The 22780-nt window shown below is 66.2% G+C and carries 21 protein-coding genes; 19 read left to right on the top strand and 2 right to left on the bottom strand.

All coding sequences use genetic code 11. The features are described 5' to 3' along the window. Positions 1-6: 6 nt before the first annotated feature. From virB11 to ASE35_RS06340, 19 genes are all read left to right on the top strand, one after another. Positions 7-1044 carry a P-type DNA transfer ATPase VirB11 gene (gene virB11 / locus ASE35_RS06430; RefSeq protein WP_056175255.1) on the top strand — a complete coding sequence of 346 codons (1038 nt, stop codon included), beginning with the start codon at positions 7-9 and terminating at the stop codon, positions 1042-1044. Between the two features lie 176 nt (positions 1045-1220). Beyond that, positions 1221-2057, top strand: coding sequence for a lytic transglycosylase domain-containing protein (locus ASE35_RS22260; RefSeq protein WP_082576302.1), 837 nt, complete (start codon positions 1221-1223; stop codon positions 2055-2057). A gap of 73 nt (positions 2058-2130) precedes the next feature. Beyond that, positions 2131-2502, top strand: coding sequence for a TrbC/VirB2 family protein (locus ASE35_RS06420; RefSeq protein WP_056175246.1), 372 nt, complete (start codon positions 2131-2133; stop codon positions 2500-2502). Then, positions 2495-2803, top strand: a complete 309-nt coding sequence (locus ASE35_RS06415) for a VirB3 family type IV secretion system protein (RefSeq protein WP_082576301.1) — start codon at positions 2495-2497, stop codon at positions 2801-2803. Before ASE35_RS06420 ends, ASE35_RS06415 begins: the two co-directional genes overlap by 8 nt. Positions 2804-2944: 141 nt before the next feature. Further along, complete coding sequence (locus tag ASE35_RS06410) at positions 2945-5404, top strand: VirB4 family type IV secretion/conjugal transfer ATPase (protein WP_056175239.1); 2460 nt, start codon at positions 2945-2947, stop codon at positions 5402-5404. Positions 5405-5479: 75 nt separating this feature from the next. Then, positions 5480-6277, top strand: coding sequence for a hypothetical protein (locus ASE35_RS06405; RefSeq protein ID WP_056175236.1), 798 nt, complete (start codon positions 5480-5482; stop codon positions 6275-6277). Positions 6278-6420: 143 nt separating this feature from the next. Further along, positions 6421-7644, top strand: coding sequence for a type IV secretion system protein (locus tag ASE35_RS06400; RefSeq protein ID WP_082576300.1), 1224 nt, complete (start codon positions 6421-6423; stop codon positions 7642-7644). A gap of 39 nt (positions 7645-7683) precedes the next feature. After that, the gene (locus ASE35_RS06395) at positions 7684-8175 is read left to right on the top strand and encodes a DUF4189 domain-containing protein (protein WP_162250617.1); all 492 of its coding nucleotides are present in this window, start codon (positions 7684-7686) and stop codon (positions 8173-8175) included. Between the two features lie 307 nt (positions 8176-8482). Next, positions 8483-9097, top strand: a complete 615-nt coding sequence (locus ASE35_RS06390; RefSeq protein ID WP_157489296.1) for a hypothetical protein — start codon at positions 8483-8485, stop codon at positions 9095-9097. Between the two features lie 99 nt (positions 9098-9196). Beyond that, positions 9197-10423, top strand: a complete 1227-nt coding sequence (locus ASE35_RS06385; RefSeq protein WP_057163262.1) for a peptidoglycan-binding protein — start codon at positions 9197-9199, stop codon at positions 10421-10423. 245 nt (positions 10424-10668) lie between these two features. Further along, on the top strand, positions 10669-11205 hold the full coding sequence (locus ASE35_RS06380) for a hypothetical protein (RefSeq protein ID WP_235567152.1): 537 nt from the start codon (positions 10669-10671) through the stop codon (positions 11203-11205). Between the two features lie 88 nt (positions 11206-11293). Then, the gene (locus ASE35_RS06375) at positions 11294-12577 is read left to right on the top strand and encodes an XVIPCD domain-containing protein (RefSeq protein WP_082611139.1); all 1284 of its coding nucleotides are present in this window, start codon (positions 11294-11296) and stop codon (positions 12575-12577) included. A 154-nt stretch (positions 12578-12731) separates the two neighbouring features. After that, the gene (locus tag ASE35_RS06370; protein ID WP_157489295.1) at positions 12732-13400 is read left to right on the top strand and encodes a hypothetical protein; all 669 of its coding nucleotides are present in this window, start codon (positions 12732-12734) and stop codon (positions 13398-13400) included. A 55-nt stretch (positions 13401-13455) separates the two neighbouring features. After that, a complete protein-coding gene (locus ASE35_RS06365) occupies positions 13456-14784 on the top strand; it encodes an XVIPCD domain-containing protein (RefSeq protein WP_057163260.1) in 1329 nt (442 codons plus the stop codon). A 224-nt stretch (positions 14785-15008) separates the two neighbouring features. Continuing rightward, positions 15009-15506, top strand: a complete 498-nt coding sequence (locus ASE35_RS06360) for an XVIPCD domain-containing protein (protein ID WP_057163259.1) — start codon at positions 15009-15011, stop codon at positions 15504-15506. Between the two features lie 55 nt (positions 15507-15561). Next, a complete protein-coding gene (locus ASE35_RS06355) occupies positions 15562-15858 on the top strand; it encodes a hypothetical protein (protein ID WP_056175208.1) in 297 nt (98 codons plus the stop codon). Positions 15859-15911: 53 nt separating this feature from the next. After that, positions 15912-17576, top strand: coding sequence for a type IV secretory system conjugative DNA transfer family protein (locus ASE35_RS06350; protein WP_157489333.1), 1665 nt, complete (start codon positions 15912-15914; stop codon positions 17574-17576). Positions 17577-17693: 117 nt separating this feature from the next. Next, a complete protein-coding gene (locus ASE35_RS06345; RefSeq protein ID WP_056175204.1) occupies positions 17694-18491 on the top strand; it encodes an amidohydrolase in 798 nt (265 codons plus the stop codon). A gap of 600 nt (positions 18492-19091) precedes the next feature. After that, a complete protein-coding gene (locus ASE35_RS06340; protein ID WP_057163257.1) occupies positions 19092-20312 on the top strand; it encodes a lipase family protein in 1221 nt (406 codons plus the stop codon). A gap of 478 nt (positions 20313-20790) precedes the next feature. On the opposite strand, the gene ASE35_RS06335 is transcribed toward ASE35_RS06340, so the two are convergent. Both ASE35_RS06335 and ASE35_RS06330 read right to left on the bottom strand, forming a co-directional pair. After that, a complete protein-coding gene (locus ASE35_RS06335) occupies positions 20791-21942 on the bottom strand; it encodes an NAD(P)/FAD-dependent oxidoreductase (RefSeq protein ID WP_057163256.1) in 1152 nt (383 codons plus the stop codon). Between the two features lie 101 nt (positions 21943-22043). Continuing rightward, positions 22044-22715 carry an SMI1/KNR4 family protein gene (locus ASE35_RS06330; protein WP_057163255.1) on the bottom strand — a complete coding sequence of 224 codons (672 nt, stop codon included), beginning with the start codon at positions 22713-22715 and terminating at the stop codon, positions 22044-22046. Positions 22716-22780 lie beyond the last annotated feature (65 nt).

Here is a 22780-nt window from a genome sequence, read left to right as displayed (position 1 = left end):
GTCTGAATGGGTATGGACGATTCGCCGATCGCGAAGGTGTCGAGCGGGTTCCTGGAGTACCAGTACGAAGTGCTGGGCATCCACGAATACATGAGCTCGCCCGACGTCACCGAAATCTGCATCAACAAGCCGGGCGAGTTGTACCTGGAAACCCGTGAGGGCTGGAAGTTCATCGAGGTGCCGACGCTGACCTTCGAGCGGGCGCGGCAGTTCTGTACGGCGGTGGTCAACGAGAGCAACACGGGGCAGCGCATCACCGATGCCGACCCGGTGGTCTCGTTGACCTTCCCGACCGGGCAGCGCGCGCAGTTCGTGATCCCGCCGGCCTGCGACGCCGGCAAGGTCTCGATCACCATCCGCCTGCCGTCCAAGCACAACAAGACCCTGCAGCAGTACCAGGACGACGGCTTCTTCGCCCAAATCCTGGAAAGCACGCATGTCCTGAGCGAGCACGACCGCGAACTGCTGGAGCTGCGCGCCTCGCGCAACTACTCGGAGTTCTTCAAAAAGGCCGTCCAGTACAAGAAGAACATCGTCGTCGCCGGCGCCACCGGCAGCGGCAAGACCACGTTCATGAAGTCGCTGGTGGGGCATATCCCCGACGTCGAGCGCCTGGTCACCATCGAGGACGCGCGCGAGCTTTTCATCCAGCAGCCGAACGTAGTGCACTTGCTCTATTCGAAAGGTGGACAAAGCACTAGCAACGTCACTGCAAAGAGTTGCATGGAAGCTTGTCTGCGCATGAAGCCGGACCGGATCATCCTGGCGGAGTTGCGCGGCGACGAATCGTTCTACTTCATCCGAAATTGCGCCTCCGGCCACCCCGGGTCGATCACCAGCTGCCACGCCGGCAGCACGACCCAGACCTGGGACCAGTTGGCGCTGATGGTGAAGGCTTCGGCGGAGGGCTCGGGCCTCGAGTTCGCGGTCATCAAGCGGTTGTTGATGATGACCATCGATATCGTGGTCCATATCAAGGCCCACGCCGGGCAGCGTCACATTACGGGCATCGATTTCAACCCGGAACGTGCGCACAGCGAATAAACGCGAGGTCTGTCTCATTATTGGGGGCGCGACCTTGCCGGGGCAGGGTAGGGGAGCGCTTATTGACATCATTCGTCTGTAGATGAATGATAAGTGTGTCGATCAGGCGCATAACAGGCTGTTTATAAGACGGTTTTGTTAGGTCGACGCCAAGGTCGGCACAGGGGGAAATACGGATGTTGCCCGGTATCGAATTGATGAGCTGCCCCAGTCTGGCGGTTCCGCACGAAGTGATGCATCACGTCGTGCGCGTTGAGTCGTCCTACAATCCGTACGCCATCGGCGTCGTCGGCGGCCGCCTCGTGCGCCAGCCGCGCAGCCTGCCCGAAGCGCTGGCCACCGTGCGCATGCTCGAAGGCAAGGGCTACAACTTCTCCTTGGGCCTGGCCCAGGTCAATCGTTACAACCTGGCCAAGTACGGTCTGGATTCTTACGAAAAGGCCTTCGAGGCCTGCCCGAACCTGCAGGCCGGCTCGAAGATCCTGGCCGAGTGCTACGGTCGCTCCAGCGGCGATTGGGGCAAGTCCTTCAGCTGTTACTACTCCGGCAACTTCGTCACCGGCTACCGCCACGGCTACGTGCAGAAGGTCTACGCCTCGATGGGCGCCAAGACCACCGCGTCCGACGGCCAGGCCATCGCCGTGATCAGCAAGCCCTCGCGCCGCTCGGTGCCGGTCAGCCGTATGCCGCTGTTCGCCAACACCCGCCAGAGCGGCGCCACGCGCCTGCCGGCCGCCGGTGCGGCGCCGGCCCAGGTCATCAGCCGCGTCAGCATGGCGGTAGCCGCGCCGCCGGCCATGCCGATGGCGCCCAATCCCGTTCAGATTCCGGTCGCGTCCGCGAATCCGGCCCCGGCCGCGTTCGCTCCGCAGCCCGTCGCTCCCATGCCGGTCGCGGCGATGGGCGCGGTGGTCGCCGCGCAGGCGCCGCAGCCGGTGAAAGTGCAACCCATGGCGGGCGCCCCCGCGGCCGCCACGGAGCAATCCCAGGGGGATCAGGCATTCGTTTTTTAGCGTGCCGCTTGTAGTTTGAACCGAAGCTAGTTTCACCATTCAAATCGTTGTCAATCGAAAGAGGGATCTATCCATGAACTCCAACGCGCACCTCAAGACCATCTTCACGTCCTTCGTCATGGCGGCCCTGTTCGTCGGCATGCTGCTCGTGCCGGACATCGCGTTCGCTCAGAGCGGCGGCGGCGCCGACGCTACGGGCCGCGTGAAGGGCTTCATCAACAACATCAACGGTCTCCTGAACATCGCTTCCGTCGCCGTCGTCACCATGGCTCTGATCTACACCGGCTATCAGATCGCGTTCGCCAACAAGCGCATCATGGACATGCTGCCGATCCTGGTCGGCGCGTTCGTGATCGGTGCGGCCGCTCAGATCGCCAAGATGATCATCCCGGAAGACGTCGGTTCGGGCGTGATGCTGACCATCCTCAGCGCGTCCTATGCATAAGAACGTGTTATTCCGCGGCTGCACGCGGCCGGCGATGTTCCTGGGGGTGCCCTACATCCCCTTCGCCATCGGTGCGGGCGCGGTCATCGTGTTGACGATGTACGTCAACATGTTTTGCATCGCGTTGTTGCCGTTCGTCATCTTCGTGATGCGGCAAATGACACGACGCGACGAAATGATCTTCCGCTTGCTCAGCCTGCGTTGGAAGTTCCGCTTCCGCATGCGCAATCTGCAGCACCACTCGGGCATGTGGGTGTTCACTCAGAACACCTACCGCGGCTCGGGCGACAAGCGGAAGTGAAACGCCCCCGGCGCCATCGCGGTCCGACCGCGATGGCGCACGGGTTTGCAGGTCCCGACGGTCGCGTAGCCGCAAGGCATCGCGCCGGCGGCAGGTGATCGATCCATAGCCCGTCCGACTTCAGAGCAGACCCAGTACGCCATGCTGACTCCCGATACGCCCATCAGCGATTTCATTCCGCTGTCCACGCATGTGTCCCCGACCGTCATCAAGACCACGGGCGGCGATTACATGCTCGTGTGGAGCCTGGGCGGACTGCCCTTCGTCGGTCGCGAGGAATGGGAGATCGAGCACCGCCACAACACGTTCAACCGCATGCTGCAGACGCTGCGCGCGCCCGATTTCACCAACGTCGCGTTCTGGGTCCACGACGTGCGCCGCAAGCGCCGCGTCCAGGGCGGCGCCAAGTTCGACCAGCAGTTCAATCAGGATATGTCCGACGCGTACTTCACCACGCTGTCGGGCGCCAAGCTGATGCAGAACGAGCTGTACATGACGATGATGTACCGGCCGATCGTGTCGGGTAAGCGCTTCGTCGAGAAGTCCACCAGCGCCGCCCAGTTGCAGGACCAGCAGGATCAGGCCGTGGCCAAGATCCTCGAGCTGGCCAGCAACGTCGAGGCCGTGCTGAAGGACTACGCCCCGTACCGCCTGGGCATGTACGAGGCCAAGAACGGCATCGTGTTCTCCGAGGCGCTGGAATTCTTCGGTTATCTGCTCAACCGCATCGACGAGCCGGTGCCGGTGCTGCCGGCGCCGATCCCGAGCTATCTGCCGGTCAGCCGGCTGATGTTCTCGGCCAAGACCGGCGATTTCGTCGTCAACACTCCGACCGGCGTCAACCACTTCGGTGCGATGCTCAACGTCAAGGAGTACACCGACGGCACCTATCCCGGCATCCTCAACGGCATGAAGTATCTGGACTTCGAGTACGTGATCACGCACTCGTTCAGTCCGATGGGCCGCCAGGACGCGCTCAAGGTGCTCGACCGCACCAAGGGCATGATGATTTCGTCCGGCGACAAGGCGGTCAGCCAGATCGTCGAACTCGACATGGCGATGGACCAGCTGGCCTCGGGCAACTTCGTGCTCGGCGAGTACCACTTCACCATCTGCCTGTTCGCCGAAAGCCAGGAGAAGCTGGCCAACAACATCGCGATGGCGCGCGCCGAGCTGTCCAACGCCGGCTTCGTCTCGGCCAAGGAAGACCTGGCCGTGACCGCGTCGTTCTACGCGCAGTTCCCCGGCAACTGGCAGTACCGCACGCGTCTGGCCAACGTCAGCTCGCTGAACTTCCTCGGCCTGTCGCCGCTGCACAACTTCGCGACCGGCAAGAAGGAGAACAACCCCTGGGGCGAGTGCGTCACCACGCTGCAGACCACCAACGGCCAGCCGTACTACTTCAATTTCCACGCCACTCACCCGGCCGAGAATTCGCTGGGCGAGAAGGCGATCGCCAACACCATGGTGATCGGCAAGTCCGGTACCGGTAAGACCGCGCTGATCAACTTCCTGTTGAGCCAGGTGCAGAAGCTCAAGCCGACGCCGACGATCTTCTTCTTCGACAAGGACCGCGGCGCCGAGATCTTCGTGCGCGCCTGCGGCGGCAACTACCTGGCGCTGGAAAACGGCCAGCCGACCGGCTTCAACCCGTTGCAGTGCGAGCGCAACGAGGCCAACACCCAGTTCCTGGCCGACCTGATCAAGGTGCTGTGCGGCAAGACCCAGTACTCGGCGCGCGAGGACGAGGACATCTTCCGCGCGGTCGAGAACATGCTTGACACGCCCAAGCACCTGCGCAGCATGACCAACCTGCAGAAGAGCTTGCCCAACATGGGCGACGACGGTCTGTTCGCGCGCATGCGCAAGTGGACCGCGGGCAATTCGCTGGGCTGGGTGTTCGACAACCCGGTCGACACCATCAATCTCGAGAAGGCCAACATCATCGGTTTCGACTACACCGATGTGATCGACAACCCCGAAGTGCGCGTGCCGGTGATCAATTACCTGCTGCACCGCCTCGAGGAGCTGATCGACGGCCGCCCGCTGATCTACGTGATGGACGAGTTCTGGAAGATCCTGGATGGCTCCGGCGGCCTCAAGGAATTCGCCAAGAACAAGCAGAAGACCATCCGTAAGCAGAACGGCCTGGGCATCTTCGCCACCCAGAGCCCGGAAGACGCGCTGGCCAGCGACATCTCGGCCTCGCTGATCGAGCAGACCGCGACCCTGATCCTGCTGCCGAACCCGAACGCCAGCCGCGAGGACTACATGGAAGGCCTCAAGCTGACCGACTCGGAGTACCAGGTGGTCAAGAGCCTGGACGAGCGTTCGCGCTGCTTCCTGGTCAAGCAAGGCCACGCGGCCACGGTCTGCCAGCTCAACCTGCGCGGCCTGGACGACTCGCTGGCGGTGATCTCTGCCTCCACCGACAACATCGAAATCATGCACAACGTGCTTCAGACCGAAGCCGGTCGCGCCGGAATCACGGTCGACGAACTGCGTCCGGAGCAATGGCTCGCCTCGTTCTACGCCAATCGCAAGGGCTCGGGCAAAGGCAAGGCGACCAGTACCGACCGACCGCAACAGGCCACGGCCTGATCCCCCCACACGGATTCACGCAGCACGCGAACGACAACGACGCACCGCTACCTGCCATCGAAGAGGAACTTCACCATGATCATCAAGCGCAATAACCAGGCCAACGGCCGCAAGTCCAAGAAGCTGGCGCTCGCCAGCATCCTCCTGACCTGCTCGCTGGCCGCCGGCAACGGCAGCGCCATGGGGCCGGTGGTCGAGGTCGGTCCGAACCTGATCCAGAGCATCCTGAATCAGATCAACACCTACTCGCAGCGCTTCGCCGATACCGCGGCTTACGCGAACGACGCCAAGAGCTGGCTCGATCAGCTCAACCACATGAAGCAGCAGCTGATCAACATGCAGAGCCTGCTCAGCTCCGTCTCCATGCCCAACGGCACCACCTGGACCAAGGTCAACGCCAACACCTACCTGGTCGAGGAATCCTGCAACCGCGGCGGCGGCGGCCTCAGCGTCAGCGGCCTGCTGAGCATGATCGGCCTGGATCCGGCCGGCGACTGGGTGGCCAAGCAGAAGGAAATCTGCGTCAACATCCGTCGCGCTCGCAACGAGAAGTACAACTACACGGTCGAGTTCGTCATGAACGTCGCGCCGCAGATGCAGAACATGCTGAAGACGGTCAACACCCGTCGCAACTCCAGCAACACCCAGGGCAACGTGGCGGCGGTGGACAGCTCGTCCAACGAAATCTCCAACGACCTGGCGCTGAAGTTCCAGATCTGGCAGGGCCAGATGCAGACCTACGACGTCTACATCGCCACCATGGAAGAGAACCAGCGCACGCTGGCCTACAAGGCGATGAAGGGTCAGCAGACCATCCTGGGTTCGCTGGTCAAGACCGGCGCGCTGGCGACGGCGCTGAAGGTCGGCAACTGAGTTAGGGGAACGGCTGGAGCGGCCGGGCCCTTAGCGGCCCGCTGCTTCGTCGGCCGGTAGTGAGTCTGCGCCGATGGGTTCGGTGCGGTGGGTGAACAGGGGCAGGCCAGCGGCAATGACCCGACAGGCAGATAGGCGCGCAGATGAGCAGGGGAATCGAAATCGTGGGTGATTGGCTGAAGGGCAGCATCGGCAACTGGCTGGATTGGCTCAATCCGCAGGTACAGTCGGTGGGGGATTTCGTCTTCTTCCGCCTGATCCTGGCCTATCTGCGCGAGGAGATCCAAAAGTTCGGCGTCGGCATGATGACCAACGCCATGACGTGGGTGGGCGCTATCGCCCTCACCGCGATGACGCTGTGGATCCTGGTGCAGGGCTATCGCATCGTGACCGGCATCTCGCGCGAACCGATGATGGCCTTGGTGAGCAATTCGTTGCGCGCCGCCTTCATCATCGGCGTGGCCACCTCGATGGCCGCGTTCGGCACCAACATGCATACGTTCTTCACGGAGGACCTGAACAAGGAAATCCATTGGATCGTCACCGGCAAGGACACCAAGATCGAGGACCAGATCGACAAGAGCCTGGCCTGGATGCAGGTGGCCTTGACCAGTATCGACATGATCGACGTGGTCCGGGACCCGACCCTGGACGACGACAAGAACCGCGCCATGTGGTTCGTCGGCATGGGTACGGGCGGGCCCGCGATCGTCAGCGGCACCATGCTGCTGCTCTACGAGATCGCGATGGCGATGTTCGTCGGCTTCGGGCCGATATTCATATTGTGTTTGCTGTTCGACCAGACAAAACAGCTATTCACTAAATGGCTTTACTACGGCATAGGAACGCTATTCTCGATGGCGGTCCTAAGCGCGATGGTGTCGATAGCCCTGGAGATGGTTACGCGCGTATCGGCAGCCTTCTGGACAACCGCCTTGGCGGGCAGGTTGATGGGCAGCGACTTCAGCGACGGTATGACCAGCCAGGCCATGCAGCAAGGCGGCATGGGCCTGATCCTCACCATCCTGATCGTCAGCGCACCGCCGATGGCCGCGATGTTCTTCCAGGGCCTGCTCGGTACGCCCAGCGCCTACAACAGCATGGGCGGCGCCGGTTCGGCCGCGCCAGGCGCCGGCATGCCCCCGGGCTACGCCGGCAGCGCGGGCTATCGTCCGACCACGCCGACCTACGGCGGCGGTGGCGGCGGCGGTCAGCCGGGTTACGTGCCGGGCGCCCAAGGTGGGCAGGGCGGTGGCGCGCCGAACCCATCGCTGCAACAGGGCGCGGCGACCGGGCGGCCAGGTTCATCTCCCACTCATACCGACACCATTAAACCTACTCCGAACGTCACCCCAGGCACGCGCTAATTCATAGGGAGGTGGTTAAGGATGAAAGCTTGGTGTTGTGTGCTCCTGCTTGGACTCGCGAGTTCCGGCTGGGCGCGCGCGGAGCAGGGTTGTCCCGCCGGCCTGGCCCCCATCGGCCAGGCGCCGGGACCGATCTGCGTACCGCAGCCCGGTTACGGTTTGGGCGCGCCCAGCGCGGGCCAGCCGTCGCAACCGCGCGGCCCGCAATGGCAGTCGCGTTTCGGCGCGATGTCGATCGACTACACCCGTGGCAAGCTCGGCACGGCGTCGAACATGGCCAACACCCGCAAGGCGGAGAAGGCCGCGATCGCGCAATGCCGCGCCAACGGCGGCGACGACAGCAGTTGTAAGAAAAATCTGCTTTCCTGGGGCAACGGCTGTGGCGTGGTCGCCTGGGGCGCCAGCTTCGCGGCCATGCGCAGCGGCGCTTCGGTGGACGCGGCGGCCGGCGAGGCGCTGCAGGTCTGCGGTCAGAACACCGGCGACTGCCAGATCTACTATTCGGGCTGCAGCTACCCGGTGCAGTACTGAGCGGCGCTTGCGATTTGGCGGTATTGAGGCGAGCATAGGCTCAAACCGGTGGCGACGGATTCGCCGCCGGATGCGGTAAAGTAGTCGTAGGCGGCGCGTTGGCGGACTTCGGTCCACACCGCCCGCAGCGCTAGATCAAGGGGCGCGATCGCACAGTCGTGACTAGGATGTCGCGGCGATCCTGCAATCGATGCTCCGAGGAGTTACACCGCCGGCATCCGCCGACGGACAACGTGCCCTCAGGCCGCGCGGCCGAAGGCACCAGGAGACGCCGCGTCGGAGTTTTCGACGTGGCGTAGAGGTTTGCATGAAGCTACAACTCGTTCCCTTTGCGCTGTTGCTATGCATGCTCAGCGCCTGCGATTCGGCGTCACATGCGCCGGCCGCACCCAAGGACGACCCCGTCACCGCAGCCACCGCCGCTGCGCCTGGCGCCTCCGACACGGTCGCTCCGCCTGCTCAAACCCCGCCCGTCACCGACAGCGCCGCACCGGCCGCTACGGTCCTGCCCGATCCTTCGTTGCCCGAATCGGCCTGTACGCCCGATGGGTTCCGCGAGTTCTTCGAGGCTTACGTCGACTCCGCTTCCGTACGCAACGCCTATACCTGGGCGGACGTGCGGATCGGCCGTTACGCCGCGCCCAAGCAAGACGCCCGCAGCGTCGCCAAGGCCGGCTATCGCGACTTCAGGATCGGCGCCGTCGATTACCGGTGGGTGTACCTGGACCCGGCCATCAAGGAGCCGGGCGACTATCCGCGACTCGATATCGATATCAAGCCCAAGGACAAGACCGCTCAGGTCGAGTACGTGAAGGCCGAATTCGATGCCGAAGACAACCTGGTGCGAACGGTCGGCGACCGTGGCGCCTACGTCTTCGAGTTGCGCGACAAGTGCTGGTACCTGACGCAGGACCTGCGCTGATCCAGCGCGGGTTTTCTTCTTTGTTCCGAGAAAATACGGAGGTGTCTCGTGGGCGGTAAGTACACGATCGTTGAGAGCGGCCCGAAGGGTCGTGAAGCTGTGCATTCGTACGAAGATCTCGAAATCCATCATCCCAGCAAGAAGGGCAAGGAGCCGGGGCGCCACTACCAGGTGGTGGGCGGCCACAATCAGGAAGTGCTGTCCTCGAACGGCAAGGTCGCGCATTCCAAAGAAGGGCACGTGTTCGTGTCCAAGGACTTCATCCTGCTCGACGACAAGGGCAGCAAGGAAGGCCTGCGCACGCCGGCTCCGGCCGAGGGTTACATCAAGATCGAGAAGAACAGCGGTCTGGTGAAGATCTACGACAAGCTGCCCGACGGCGAGATGATCGCCCAGGTCCGCCACATGGATCTGCGCGGATCTGGCCTCAAGGACGGCGACCACATCAAGTACGGTCAGCCGATGGGCATCCAGTCCGGCATGGGCGGCGGCAAGCTCGACGCCTATCCGACCCACACCCATATCGACTTCAACGCCAATCATCTCGACAAGCTCAAGCAGTACATCCGCGATATCGACACCGGCGTGATCACCGCCGATCGTTATCCGACCAAGGGCCAGGCCACGCCGACGCCGGTCGCGGCGCCGGTGACCTCGCACGAGCGTCCCGCCGCCGAGCCGGTCAAGCACGCGCCGCCGCGCGCGTCGGCCGACGGCGTGCTGCGTTCGGGCGAGCAGGGCGCCGAGATCCGCGCGTTGCAGGAATCGCTGAACAAGCTGGGCTACCACGACGGCAAGGGCCATGCGCTGAAGCCCGACGCCGACTTCGGCGCCAGCACCAAGCAAGCGCTGCAGGCGTTCCAGCGCGCGCACGGTCTGACCGACGACGGCATCGCCGGTCCCAAGACCCTGGGCGCGTTGAAGAAGGCCGAGCAGACGCCGTTGCTGTCCAATCCCGCGCACCCGGACCACGCCATGTTCAAGCAGGCGGTGGGCGGGCTGGAGAAGCTGGGCCCGCAGGCCGGCTTCAAGAGCCATGCCGAACTCGAGCGCGCCGCGGCCACGCTGACCTTCGAAGCCAAGGTCGGCGGCCTCAACCGCATCGACCACGTCGCGCTGAGCACCAACGGCACCGGCTTGTTCGCAGTGCAGGGCGGGCTGACCGATCCGGGCCATCACCGTGCGCATGTGGACAAGGCTCAGGCCGGCGCGCAACCGCTGGAGCAGTCGACGTTCCAGATGCAGCAGGACGCACAGCAGCGCCAGAAGCTGGAACAGGCGCCCGCGGTCGCGCAGCAGCAGCGCGAAGCGCGGGTCATGGCCTGAGGATGCGAACGCCGATCGACGCGGGGCGTCGGTCGGCGCTCAGCCGGTCGCGGGTCGGGTTACCGCCGCAACCGGCAAAGCCGAATGGAGTGCCGAGCGAGAACATGCGCAAGTCGTTGACCTTGTTAGTGCTGATGACGTCGCTGGCGGCATGCCAGGCGGCGGCGCCCGGCGACGCGGAACCGCAGGCAGCTGCGTCCGCGCCGGCCGCGCAGACGCAGCCAAACCCGCAACAGGAAGTGCCCGTGAACAATCTGTCCGTGACGCCGCAGCAAGACGACCTGAGCCGATTCATTCCCGCCGGCAGCAAGCAGTTGGCGGTGCAACGCGCCGATCTGGACGGCGACGGCCGCGAGGACGCGGTGCTGGTGATCGATCCGCCAGCCCAGCCCGGCGCCAAGTTGGGCGAGGGCGCGCCGCGCACCGTGGTGGTGCTGATCCGCGACGCCGCCGGCAAGCTGCAGGCGGTCAAGCGCAGCGAGCGGCTGGTGCCATGCGCGAAGTGCGGTGGCATCGCCGGCGACCCGTTCGGCTACGTGCGCGCCTACGCGGGTGGGTTCACGGTGCTGATCGAGGGCGGTTCGCGCGAGCGCTGGTCGGACGAGTTCGGCTTCGCCTATTCGGCCGAGCAGCAGGATTGGTTGTTGGAGAAGGCGGTGCGCAGCGTGGTCGACACCGACACCGGCGAAGACAAGCGTTTGGATCTGCAGCGCAAGGATTTCGGCGCGATCCGGCTCGAGGAATTCGACCGGGACAAGCTGCCGTCCGTGGAAGGGACCTGAGTACGCAGCATCGGCGCCAGCACGGACCAGGACGGTTCGCGCAGGGCTTGGGTTTAGGCGATATGGCTAAGTCAACCAGGAGCTACACATGACGACGGATAGGGAAACGCAACTGTTGCAGGCCGCGACGGCATCGGGGATCTCCTCGCGTCGCGAGCTGGCGAATTTCATGGCCCAGGTCGGCCACGAATCGCACGGCCTGACCAAGCTCGAAGAGGGCTTCCGCTACACCAAGGGCATCTCGCAGATCCCGGTGAAATCGGCGATGCGCGAAGGCGCGCAGGCGCTGGAATCGGCGCGCCTGGAGGCCCTGCGCGGGCGTCCGGAAGCGTTGGCCGACCTGATGTACGGCGGCCGCATGGGCAACGACGAGCCCGGCGACGGCTACAAATACCGCGGTCGCGGCTACATGCAGCTGACCGGCAAGGACAACTACCGCTCCGCCGGCGAAGCGCTGGGCCTGGATCTGGTCCACCACCCGGATCTGGCCGCCAAGCCCGAGAACGCGGCCCGCATCGCGACCTGGTACTGGCAGCACAACGTGCCGCAGAACGCGCGCGAAGACGTGACCAAGGCCACCCGCGCGGTCAACGGCGGCACCAACGGCCTGGCCGATCGCGAGTCGCGCAACGAGCGCTGGCTGCAGACCCTGACCCCGGAGCTGATGGAACAGCTCGCCGCCGGCCGCATCGGCCGCGCGGTGGAACCCCCTGCGCCGGCCATGCCCGCGCGCACCGCGCCGAACGCGGCCGCCGACGGCGTGCTGAAGGCGGGCGAGAAGGGGCCGGCGATCGAAACCTTGCAGAAATCCCTGCACGCGCTGGGCTATACCGACGGCAAGGATCGCGCGCTGAATCCCGACGGCCACTTCGGCGCCAGCACCAAGGAAGCGCTGCAGGCGTTCCAGCGCGCCCACGGTCTCAAGGACGACGGCGTCGCCGGTCCCAAGACCCTGGACGCGCTCAAGAAGGCCGAGCAGACCCCGCTGCTGTCCAATCCCGCGCACCCGGACCACGCCATGTTCAAGCAGGCGGTGGGCGGACTGGAGAAGCTGGGCCCGCAGGCCGGCTTCAAAAACCACGCCGAGCTCGAACGCGCGGCGGCCACGCTGACCTTCGAAGCCAAGGTCGGCGGCCTCGAGCGCATCGACCACGTCGCGTTGAGCACCAACGGCACCGGCCTGTTCGCGGTGCAGGGCAACCTCAACGATCCTGGCCATCACCGTGCGCACGTGAACAAGCAGCAGGCCGGCGAGCAGCCCCTGGAACAGTCGACGTTCCAACTGCAGCAGGACACGCAGCAGCGCCAGAAGCTCGAAGCTCAGGCCAATCCGAACCAGACCCAGCCGCCGCCGACGCGCGCGATGGGTTGAGTCGACCCGCCGCCGCGCGTAGGCGCGGCGCAGGTACGGCCGCGTCCGCTAGGGGGCGACGCGGCCGTCGGCCCGATCCGGTGCGTCCCGTAGCAGGGCGCACCGGATCGAGTCGGTCGATTTCGTCACTCCCGAATTCGCTTCAGGAATCCTCATGAAATCTGCAAATCTGTTGTGCGTCGCGCTGCTGACCGTGTTGGCGGGCTGCAACGCGGCGACCGCGCCGGCCGATGCCGGCGCGAGCGCCAGCGAAACCGAAGCTGCGCCGCCGGCGCCGATGGCCGCCGCCGTGCCTGCGGTGCCCGCCGAAGTCGCGCCCGCCACTGCGCCCGGCGCCGCGCCCGCCACCGGCGACGCGCGCTCGCTGTGCGCGGCCGGCGAAGACATCGTGCTGTCGTGCAAGCTGGCCGGCGGTCAATTGGCCTCGCTGTGCGCGTCCAAGGGCGTGAGCGATCAGGCCGGCTACGTCTACTTCGCCCAGGGCGCGGCGGGCCAGCCCGACTACGTCTTTCCGGCCGACAAGGGCGTGCACGCCAAGCGCTTCAAGCGCACCCAGCTGGGTTTCGCCGGCAACACCGGCGGTTACGCCTATTCGTTCGAGGACGGCGGCCGCAAGCGCATCTTCTACGCGATCTCCGGCGAGAACGGCCTGGAAGAGCGTGGCCTGCTGATCGCCAACGGCGATGCGGCCAAGGCCGACAGCGTGGCCGCGTGCGAGCCCGGCAGCGTCGTCGACGATATCGACGACACCTTGTTCAAGTTCACCCGCGGTTGGGACCGCGACGCTGCGATCGATCGTGGCGGACTTCCGGCCAAGCCCTGATCCGCACGGCCGCAGCCACCACCACGAATAGCGATCGCATCAAAGAGGAAATCTTATGTCTACACCGAGCAACCGCGACTACCTGCTGCAACGCGCCTACGAGGCGGGCATCCACGACCCGCGCGAACTGGCCGCCTTCATGGGCCAGATGCAGGTCGAATCCCGATCCTTCGCCAGCATGCACGAGAACCTGGGCTACAGCGCCGAGCGCCTGCATGAGGTGTTCCCCGACCGCAACGGCATGAACACCCTGGCCGAAGCGCGTGAGGTCGTGCGCGGCGGCCGCGAGCAGATCGCCGAGACCATCTACGGCGGCCGCTGGGGCCGCGACAACCTGGGCAACACCGAGCCGGGCGACGGCTGGCGTTTCCACGGCCGCGGCTACGTGCAGCTGACCGGCCGCGACAACTACGAACGCGCCGGGCGCGAACTCGGCCTGGACCTGACCGGCAATCCCGATCTGGGCGCGGACCGCAGCAACGCGGCCAGCATCGCCGTGCATTACTGGCAGAGCCGAGTGGTGCCGCACGGCCATCAGTTCGATGTGCGCGAAGCCACCCACGACATCAACGGCGGCTACAAGCACCTGCCGGAGCGCCGCGCGGCGGTGGCCGAGTGGGAGCGCATGCTGACCCCGGAAGTGATGCAGGGCCTGGCGCGCGGCGAAGTGGTGCTGCCCGCGCAGGGCCGCGGCGGTCGCGATCCCATGGCCGACGGCGTGCTCAAGCTCAACGAGCGCGGCCAGGCCGTCGAGGACATGCAGGAAGCGCTCAAGCGCCTGGGCTATCGCGACGCCCAGGGCAACGAACTCAACCCCGACGGCCATTTCGGCCGCCGCAGCCAGGAAGCGCTGAAAGCGTTCCAGCGCGATCAGGGCCTGACCGACGACGGCATCGCCGGCCGCGATACCTTGAACGCGCTGCGCAACGCGCAAAGCCAGTTGCCGGCGAACGAGCGCGGCCGCGATCAGCCGGCTCAGCCGGTCACCGCCGACCCGGCCCGCAGCAGCGCGCTGTCGGATCCGGGCAATCGCGACAACGCGGTCTACCGCCAGGCGGTCGCCGGGCTGGAGCGCCTGGGCCCGAACGGCGGCTTCAACAGCCGCGAGGACATGGAGCGCGCCGCCGCCACCCTGACCTACGAAGCGCGGGTCAGCGGCCTGAACCGCATCGACCACGTGGTGCCCAACACCACCGGCACCGGCCTGTTCGCGGTCCAGGGCGGCCTCAACGACCCGGCCCACCACCGCGCCTTCGCCGATCGCGGTCAGGCGGTGGGGCAGAGCGTGGAGCAGACCAGCCAGCGCCTGCAGCAGGACGTGCCGCAGCAGCCGGTCCAGGCGTTGCCGCAGCCCCAGCAGGAGCGCCAGCAGGCGCGCGCGTGATCGCAGCGGCCATGCGCCGCCGTCGGCGGCGCGCGGCCATGCACCTACCTGCGGGCGCGCGTTTGGCGCGTCCGCGATCGGACCTCAGCCGTGCAGCCCCCCCGGGACGCGGTTGTGGCGGCCAGTCGGATGCGGGACCGTTCTGCGGTTCCGCATCCGCCTAGCCTTGAAGCACCCTCGCGATTGCGCGAGCATACGGGCCAGGCTGCAGCAGCGGAGGCGCCATGAACGGACTCCCCCAGGGACAGGAACGCAAGGTCGACAGCGACGCGTTGGTGAAGACCTTGGACGACCTGCGACAGGCCGAACAACGCGCGCTGTTGAGCAGTCCCAGCCATCCCAACCACGACCTGTTCAAGCAGGTGCGGGTGTGCCTGGATCGCCAGGACACCGTGACCTCGCGTTCCCCCGAACAGAACGACAACCTCGCGGCCGCACTCGCGGTCGAGGCCCGGCGCAACGAAATGCGCGTCAACCACGTCGTCCTGAGCAAGGACGGCGAGCGCGCATTCGCGGTCGAGGGCGACCTCAACTCGCCGGGGCGCCGGGTCACTTACGTCGAAACCGCACAGGCCGCCGCGCAACCGATCGAGCGCAGCGGCGAGCAGTTGGCGCAGTTGTCGCGCGAGCAGGAACAGCGCGACCGCCGTCAGCAGCAGGAGAAGCAGGCCGAGCCGCAGCGCGAAGCACCGCTGCTGGGGCTGGGGCCGCGTTCCCTGTGAGGGCGGTGCAGACGCGGCCGGTCAGCGGGGTCGCACAGGCATTGGAGGCTAGATTGTGAGCGAATACCAACATCACGTACTGACGCGCGGCCACTATCACATCGTCGCCTTGACCCGCGACCAGGAGTTCGAGAACGACGACATCTACGCTTACGCGGTGATGTCGTCTTCCGGCGTCAAACTGCGTCAGGAGCTCTCGCTCAGCGACGCCAGGAACTGGATAGACGATAGGATAGAGCAGGACCGGGGCAGCCCCAGCAGCCCCGAACCAGCACGCGCACGCGAACGCGATCCGGTAGAAGCGACCCGCACGCGATCCACGTTGACCCGGCCCGGCCGGAAGCGGCGATGATGGCGGGGCGGGTCTTGGGGAACTTCATTAGGGAATAACACGTGAAAGGGAAGCTGATCTTCGCCCTCGGCCTGGGCCTCGTCGCCCTGGTCGCCGGCCTGTACCTGTCGGGCTACTTGACGCTGCTGCTGCTGAAACTGGACACCGGTCTGCTCAAGTGGAACACCTACACGGACTACGTGAGGGTGCTCGACCTGCCGCAATACAAGCCGTATGCGGGCAAGATCAAGGCCTCGGGCTACATCGGCTTCGGCCTGCCGGTGGTGGCTTACCTGGCCATGGCGGTGCTGATCCTCAAGCCCAAGGCGCGCTCCATGCACGGCGACGCGCGCTTCGCCAACGGCATGGACCTGCAGGCCAAGGGCATGTTCAAGGCCTCGCCCAACGGCATCGTGGTCGGCAAGTACAACGGCAAGCTGGTGCGCCTGGGCGGCCAGCAGTTCGTGATCCTGGCCGCGCCGACGCGCTCGGGCAAGGGCGTGGGCATCGTCATCCCGAACCTGCTCGAGTACCAGGAATCGATGGTGGTGCTGGACATCAAGCAGGAGAACTTCGACCTGACCAGCGGCTGGCGCGCCCAGCAGGGGCAGGAGATCTTCCTGTTCAACCCCTTCGCCGAAGACCGCCGCACCCACCGCTGGAATCCGCTGACCTACGTGTCCAGCGACCCGGCGTTCCGGGTCTCGGACCTGATGAGCATCGCGGCGATGCTGTACCCGGACGGCTCCGACGACCAGAAATTCTGGGTCAGCCAGGCCCGCAACGCCTTCATGGCGTTCTCGCTGTATCTGTTCGAGGCCTTCGAGGAAGAGAACAAGATCGGTTTCCCGTTCGCCAGCGCGCCCACCATCGGCGCGATCTATCGGCTGTCCTCGGGCGATGGCAAGAGCGAGCTCAAGCCCTACCTGCAGGGACTGTCGCAGCGTCCGTTCCTGAGCGACAACGCACGCTCGGCGTTCGCCAACATGCTGTCGCAGGCCGACGAGACCTTCGCCTCGATCCTGGGCACGTTCAAGGAACCCTTGAACCCCTGGATCAATCCGGTGCTGGATGCGGCCACCAGCGCCGATGACTTCCTGCTCACCGATCTGCGCAAGAAGCGGATGACCATCTACGTCGGCATCCAGCCCAACAAGCTGGCCGAAAGCCGCCTGATCGTGAACCTGTTCTTCAGCCAGATCATCAACCTCAATACCCGCGAACTGCCGCAGAACAACAAGGCGCTCAAGCACCAGTGCCTGCTGCTGATGGACGAATTCACCTCGATCGGCAAGGTCGACATCATCGCCTCGGCGGTGTCGTACATGGCCGGCTACAACATCCGCCTGCTGCCGATCATCCAGAGCATGTCGCAGCTGGACGCGACCTACGGCAAGGACATCTCGCGCACCATCATCACCAACCACGCGCTGCAGATCATCTACGCGCCGCGCGAGCAGCAGGACGCCAACGACTACTCCGACATGCTGGGCTACACCACGGTGCGCAAGCAAAACGTGACCCGCGGCCGCGAGTTCTCGCGCAGCGAATCCGAGGAGCGCCGCGCGCTGATGCTGCCGCAGGAGCTCAAGGCGATGGGCTTCGACACCGAAGTGTTCCTGTACGAAGGCATCCCGCACCCGGTGAAGTGCGACAAGATCAAGTACTACCAGGACAAGTACTTCACCTCGCGCCTGCTGCCCAAGGTGGAAGTGCCGACCCTGACCATCCGGGTCTGAGCCCCGGCTGAGCCGCCGTCGCCGCGCACCGGCGCGGCGGCTGCACGATCGCAGCCGCGGCGATACGATGTGCCTCATCGGCCGCCCCCGCGGCCCCATGCGACCGAACCTCATCCCATGCAGAACCTGCGCATCTCCCTGGTCCAAGGCGCCACCCGTTGGCACGACCCGGCCGGCAATCGCGACTACTACGGCCACCTGATCTCCGGGTTGCGAGGCAACACCGATCTGGTGCTGCTGCCGGAAACCTTCACCAGCGGTTTCAGCAACGAAGCCATCGGCAACGCCGAGACCATGGACGGCCCGACCGTGGCCTGGGTCCGCGAGCAGGCGGCCAAGCTGGGCGCGGCCGTCACCGGCAGCGTCCAACTGCGCACCGACGAGGGCGTGTTCAACCGCCTGCTGTTCGCCACGCCCGACGGTGAGCTGCAGACCTACGACAAGCGCCACCTGTTCCGCTACGCCAACGAGCACGAGCGCTACGCCGCCGGCCGCGATCGCCTCACGGTGGAGTGGAAGGGCTGGCGGATCTGCCCGCAGGTTTGCTACGACCTGCGTTTCCCGGTGTTCTCGCGCAACCGCTACGACGTCGAACGCCCCGGCGCGCTGGACTACGACCTGCTGCTGTACGTGGCCAACTGGCCCTCGGCGCGCGCCTACCCGTGGAAGACCTTGCTGCGCGCGCGCGCGATCGAAAACTTGTGTTACGTCGCCGGCCTCAACCGCGTCGGCGACGACGGCAACGGCCTGCATTACTCCGGCGACAGCGCGGTGATCGATTTCCTCGGTCACCCGCTCAGCGAGTGCACCGACGAGGAAGTGGTGTCGACCACGACCCTGCTGGCCGACGAACTGGCCGCGCATCGCGCCCGCTTCCCGGCGATGCTGGACGGGGATGCCTTCGCCCTGAAGTGAGGGCAGGGTAGCCGCCTACATCCGCCCCAGAGCAGCCGCGCCGGTCCCCTGTAGGAGCGGCACAAGCCGCGACCCGCAACTCCGAGCACCCGCGCAGGTTCCACTGCCGCCGTAACAGCGTCGGCCACGATTTACGCCGAGATTGGACGGATCACGGTCGCGGCTTACGCCGCTCCTATCCCAAAGCGGCCCGCACGACTCCCTGTGGGAGCGGCGCAAGCCGCGACCCGCAACCTCACGCACCCGCGCAGTTTCCACTGCCGCGGTAACAACATCGGCCACGATTTGCGCCGAGATCGGACGGATCGCGGTCGCGGCTTACGCCGCTCCTGCCCCGAAGCAGCCCGCACGGCTTCCTGTAGGAGCGGCGTAAGCCGCGACCCGCAACCTCACGCACCCGCGCCGGTTTCGCTGCTGCCGCTGCTGAGGCCGCCCGGATTTGGGCCCGGATCGGATAGATCGCGGTCGCGGCTCACGCCGCTCCTACCCCGAAGCGGATGCGCCCGGCCCCGCGTGACCGATGGCACTGTGCGTGCCGGTGGGCTATGCCCAAACGTAGCCCGCCATCCCGCGGCGTTCGTCGGGAGCGGGAATCGCGCCATGCCGCTCAGCAAAATCCTCCTGGGCTTTCTTGCCGCCGCCGCGATCGCGCTGACCGGCTGCGGCGCCGTACGCCCCCCGGACGTGCGTCAGGCCGACGGCCTAGCGCGTGCGCATGCCCGCGGCGAGCTGATCCAATTGGAGGCGTTGGGGCCGTTAGAGCGCGCCCGCCTGCAGCAGATCGCGTCCGAATTCCCGGGCAAGATCGCGGTCGCCGGCGGCGCCTCGCTTTATCGCGTCGTCTATTGGACGCCGTACCGCGGCCGGCTGGTCGCGGCCTCCGGCCTGTACGCCGTGCCCACTGGCGCGGCGGCCGCGAAGGGCACGGTGGTCTATCTGCACGGCACTCAGATCACGCGCGCCGCGTCGCCTTCGCAGCCGCAGCGCGTGGACGGCAACGAAGAAACCGCGGTGTTCGCCGGCAACGGCTACGAGGTAGTCTTGCCGGACTACATCGGCTTGGGCGTATCCACCGAACCGCAGGCCTATCTGATCGCCGCGGCCCAGGTCGACGCCACCCTCGATCTGCTGCGGGCGGTGCGCTCGGCCTCGATAGGTCTGGGCCGCGACGCTGCGCCATCGCTGTACCTGATGGGGTTCTCGCAAGGCGGGCAGAGTGCGGCCGCCGTGCATCGCGCTCTGGAGCGCGAGCCGCTGGCCGGCTATCGCTTGCGCGGTTCGATCGGCATCGCCGGTCCCTACGACCTGCGCGCGCTGGTGGTGAACAAGCTGGCGCCCGCGCACGCCGCGGCGCCCAACAACGCGGGCTATTTCGCCTTCATCGCCAACGCTTATTCGGGCCACTACGGGCATGCCCTGGACGAAACGCTGACGGCCGAGTACGCAGCCGCCGTGCCCGCGCTGTTCGACGGCAGCAAGACCCCGCAGCAGCTCGCGCCGGTGCTGCCCGAGGACGCCCGCCGCTTGTTCCGGCCCGAGTTCCTGCATGCGCTGCAGGCCGATCAGGACAACTGGCTCACGCGCGCGCTGGACGACAACCGCACCGACCACTGGGCGCCGGTCGCGCCGTTCCGGATCTACTACGGCGACGACGACAGCGATGTGTTGCCGCAGTCGGCAAAAACCTTCTATGCGTACGCGAAAGCGCACGGCGGCAACGTGTCGCTACACGCTTTGGGCGCGGTGGATCACTGGAACAGCGCCGCGCTGACCTATGCGCCGGCGCTTGCCTGGTTCGATGCATTGAGCGTTGCGGAGTAGCGCACCGCAGGGGGCGGTGATAGCCGCATCGTCGCGGGCGCTGGAGGGTGCGATGGCGCGGTTCGCATACGCTCACCGCACCCTACGAACATACGCCTTCGCCTTTTCCGAAGGGGGACGGCGAGCTCGTAGGCTGCGGCGATGACCGCACCGTCATGCGAAACGGAGCTCGCGATAAGGATTAATCACTCCGCCCGCCGCAGCTCGTAGGGTGCGGTGATAACCGCACCGTCGCGGGCGCTGGACGGTGCGATGGTGCGGTTCGCATACGCTCACCACACCCTACGTCTATGGTGAGTGTGTCGGATCGCATGCGCACATCACACGGAAAATCTCCCTCATTCCCCTTTTTTCAATGGGGCATGCGAGCTCGTAGGGTGCGGCGATAACCGCACCGTCGCGGGCGCTGGAGGGTGCGATGATGCGGTTCGCATACGCTCACCGCACCCTACGAACGTACGCTCGCGATAAGGATGGATCACTCGGCCCGCCGCAGCACCCGCGCCTGGCTGTCGCCGCGCTTGTGGAAGTAGACCTGCTCGGCGGCCCAGCGCAGCGGCGCGGAGTGCAGCAGCAGATCGAAGGGCCAGTCGAACTGGAAGCGGTCGAAGGCCCAGCGCAGGGCGCGCTTGGTGCGGAAGCGCGGCGCGCTGTCGATCGCGACCTGCTCCGGCGCGGGGCCGCCGCTGCGCACGTGCGCGGCCAAAGCCTGGCCCAGGGTCCAGCCGTGCGCCCAGGCCGAGTGGATGCCGCCGGCGGTCACCGGCGAGACGATGCCGGCGGCGTCGCCGGTCAGCAGCGCGCCGTCGCGCGCCAGCGGGAACACCGGGCCGCTGCAGGGAATCAGCCCGGCCCGGGTTGCGTCGGGCGCGGCGGTGGGCAGGCCGACCAAGGCGCCCACGCGGGCCAGGAATCCGTCGATATCGGGCACGCGCGCGCGCTCGGGATCGTGGCGCAGGGCCAGGCCGGCCTGCACGCCGGTGGGGTTCTGCGCGACCCAGCCGATGTAGCCCGGCGCGTAGCGCTTGCTGACGAAGCAGTGCAGGGCGTCGGGCTCGGGCAGTTGCGCGCCGGCGAATTCGTACTCGATGCCGTACAGGAATTCGTTGACCCGGCCCAAACCGGTGCGCTCGGCCACGCGCGACTTGGCGCCGTCGGCGCCGACCAGGCAGCGTGCGCGGCATCGGATCGGCAGCAACCCCTGCGACATGCCCTCGATGCGCCAGCCGTCGCCGTCGCGCTGGGCCTGGGTGAACGAAGCGCCCAGGCGCAGATCGACGCCGTTGCGGCGCAGTTCGTCGGCCAGCCAGCGCATCAGCCGCGGCGTGTCGGTGGTGAGGAAGTAGTAGCCGGGCGCGTTCAGAGCCAGGCTTTGCAGGCGCGGCGAGTACAGACGCACGCGCTCGACGCGATGCAGGCAGTCGCTGGGCGCGCGGCTCAGCCAGGTTTGTTCCGCGGCTTCCTTGACCACGATGCCGGTGGTATGCAGGCGCTCGCCAGGATCGGTCTTGCGCTCCAGCACGGTCACGCGCAGACCCGCGCGCGCCGCCGCGAGCGCGCAGGCGGCGCCGGCGAAGCTGGCGCCGACCACCAGCACGTCGCAATCGTAGGAAGTGTCGTGTAGGGGCATGGCGGGCGTCCTGATCGAAGGGCGCGGCCACTGTCGCGCCTGGCGATGAAGCCTGGATGGGGCGAATGTGAAGTCCGGGCGCCGGGGCGGCGCCTGCCGCGTCAGCCCTCGCCGCAGCGCCAGCGCGGCAGCACGGGGAAGCGCGTCGGTTCGAACGCCGGCAACACGCTCAAGGTCGCATCGCCCAGCGCCCGCGAGATCATGCCGGTCGCGCCTTCGTCGCCCGGCGGGTCCTGCGGAATCGATTCCGCCAGCGCCAGATTCAGTTCCATGGGCAGATAAGCGGCGGCCATGCGTATGTTGGACAGCACGCACTCGCGCGCCTGAGCGGGCGAGAAATCCTCTAGCAGGTGTTCGAAATCGGCAGCGCTTTCGACCAGCGCGGCGAACAGGAAGTGCTCGAAGATCGCCGACTCGATCGCGCTGTCGTCCCGGTCGTGCCAGATCATTCCGACGCCGACCCCACCGTCGGCGCTGGGCATCAGGCAGTAGGCGTCGCCGGCGCCGGAGATGGCGAAAGGCAGAAACCTGCGACCGTCCTGAAAGCGGGGGTTGAGCCAGCCCTCTACGATCTCATCGGCCTGCGCTGGATCTATCCATTCCAGGTCGTAGGCGCACGACAGCAGTGGCTGCGCCTTCAGGCTGTACTCGAGCCAGTTGGATTTCCAATCTTCCAGGTTGTCGCCGTAGCGCGTTCTGCCATCCGCCTGCAGCCTGATGAAGGACGAGGGCAGGGCGATGCCGGTGCGCGCGGCGAGCATTTCGAAGTGCATGGGTCGAATTGTCGCACCGAGTGCGCTGTTGCCGCGTAGGGGCGGGGCAGGCTGATCTCACCGGA

It is taken from the genome of Lysobacter sp. Root916, assembly GCF_001429785.1.
GTDB lineage: Bacteria > Pseudomonadota > Gammaproteobacteria > Xanthomonadales > Xanthomonadaceae > Lysobacter.
This window is presented reverse-complemented; position numbering and strand designations above follow the sequence as displayed.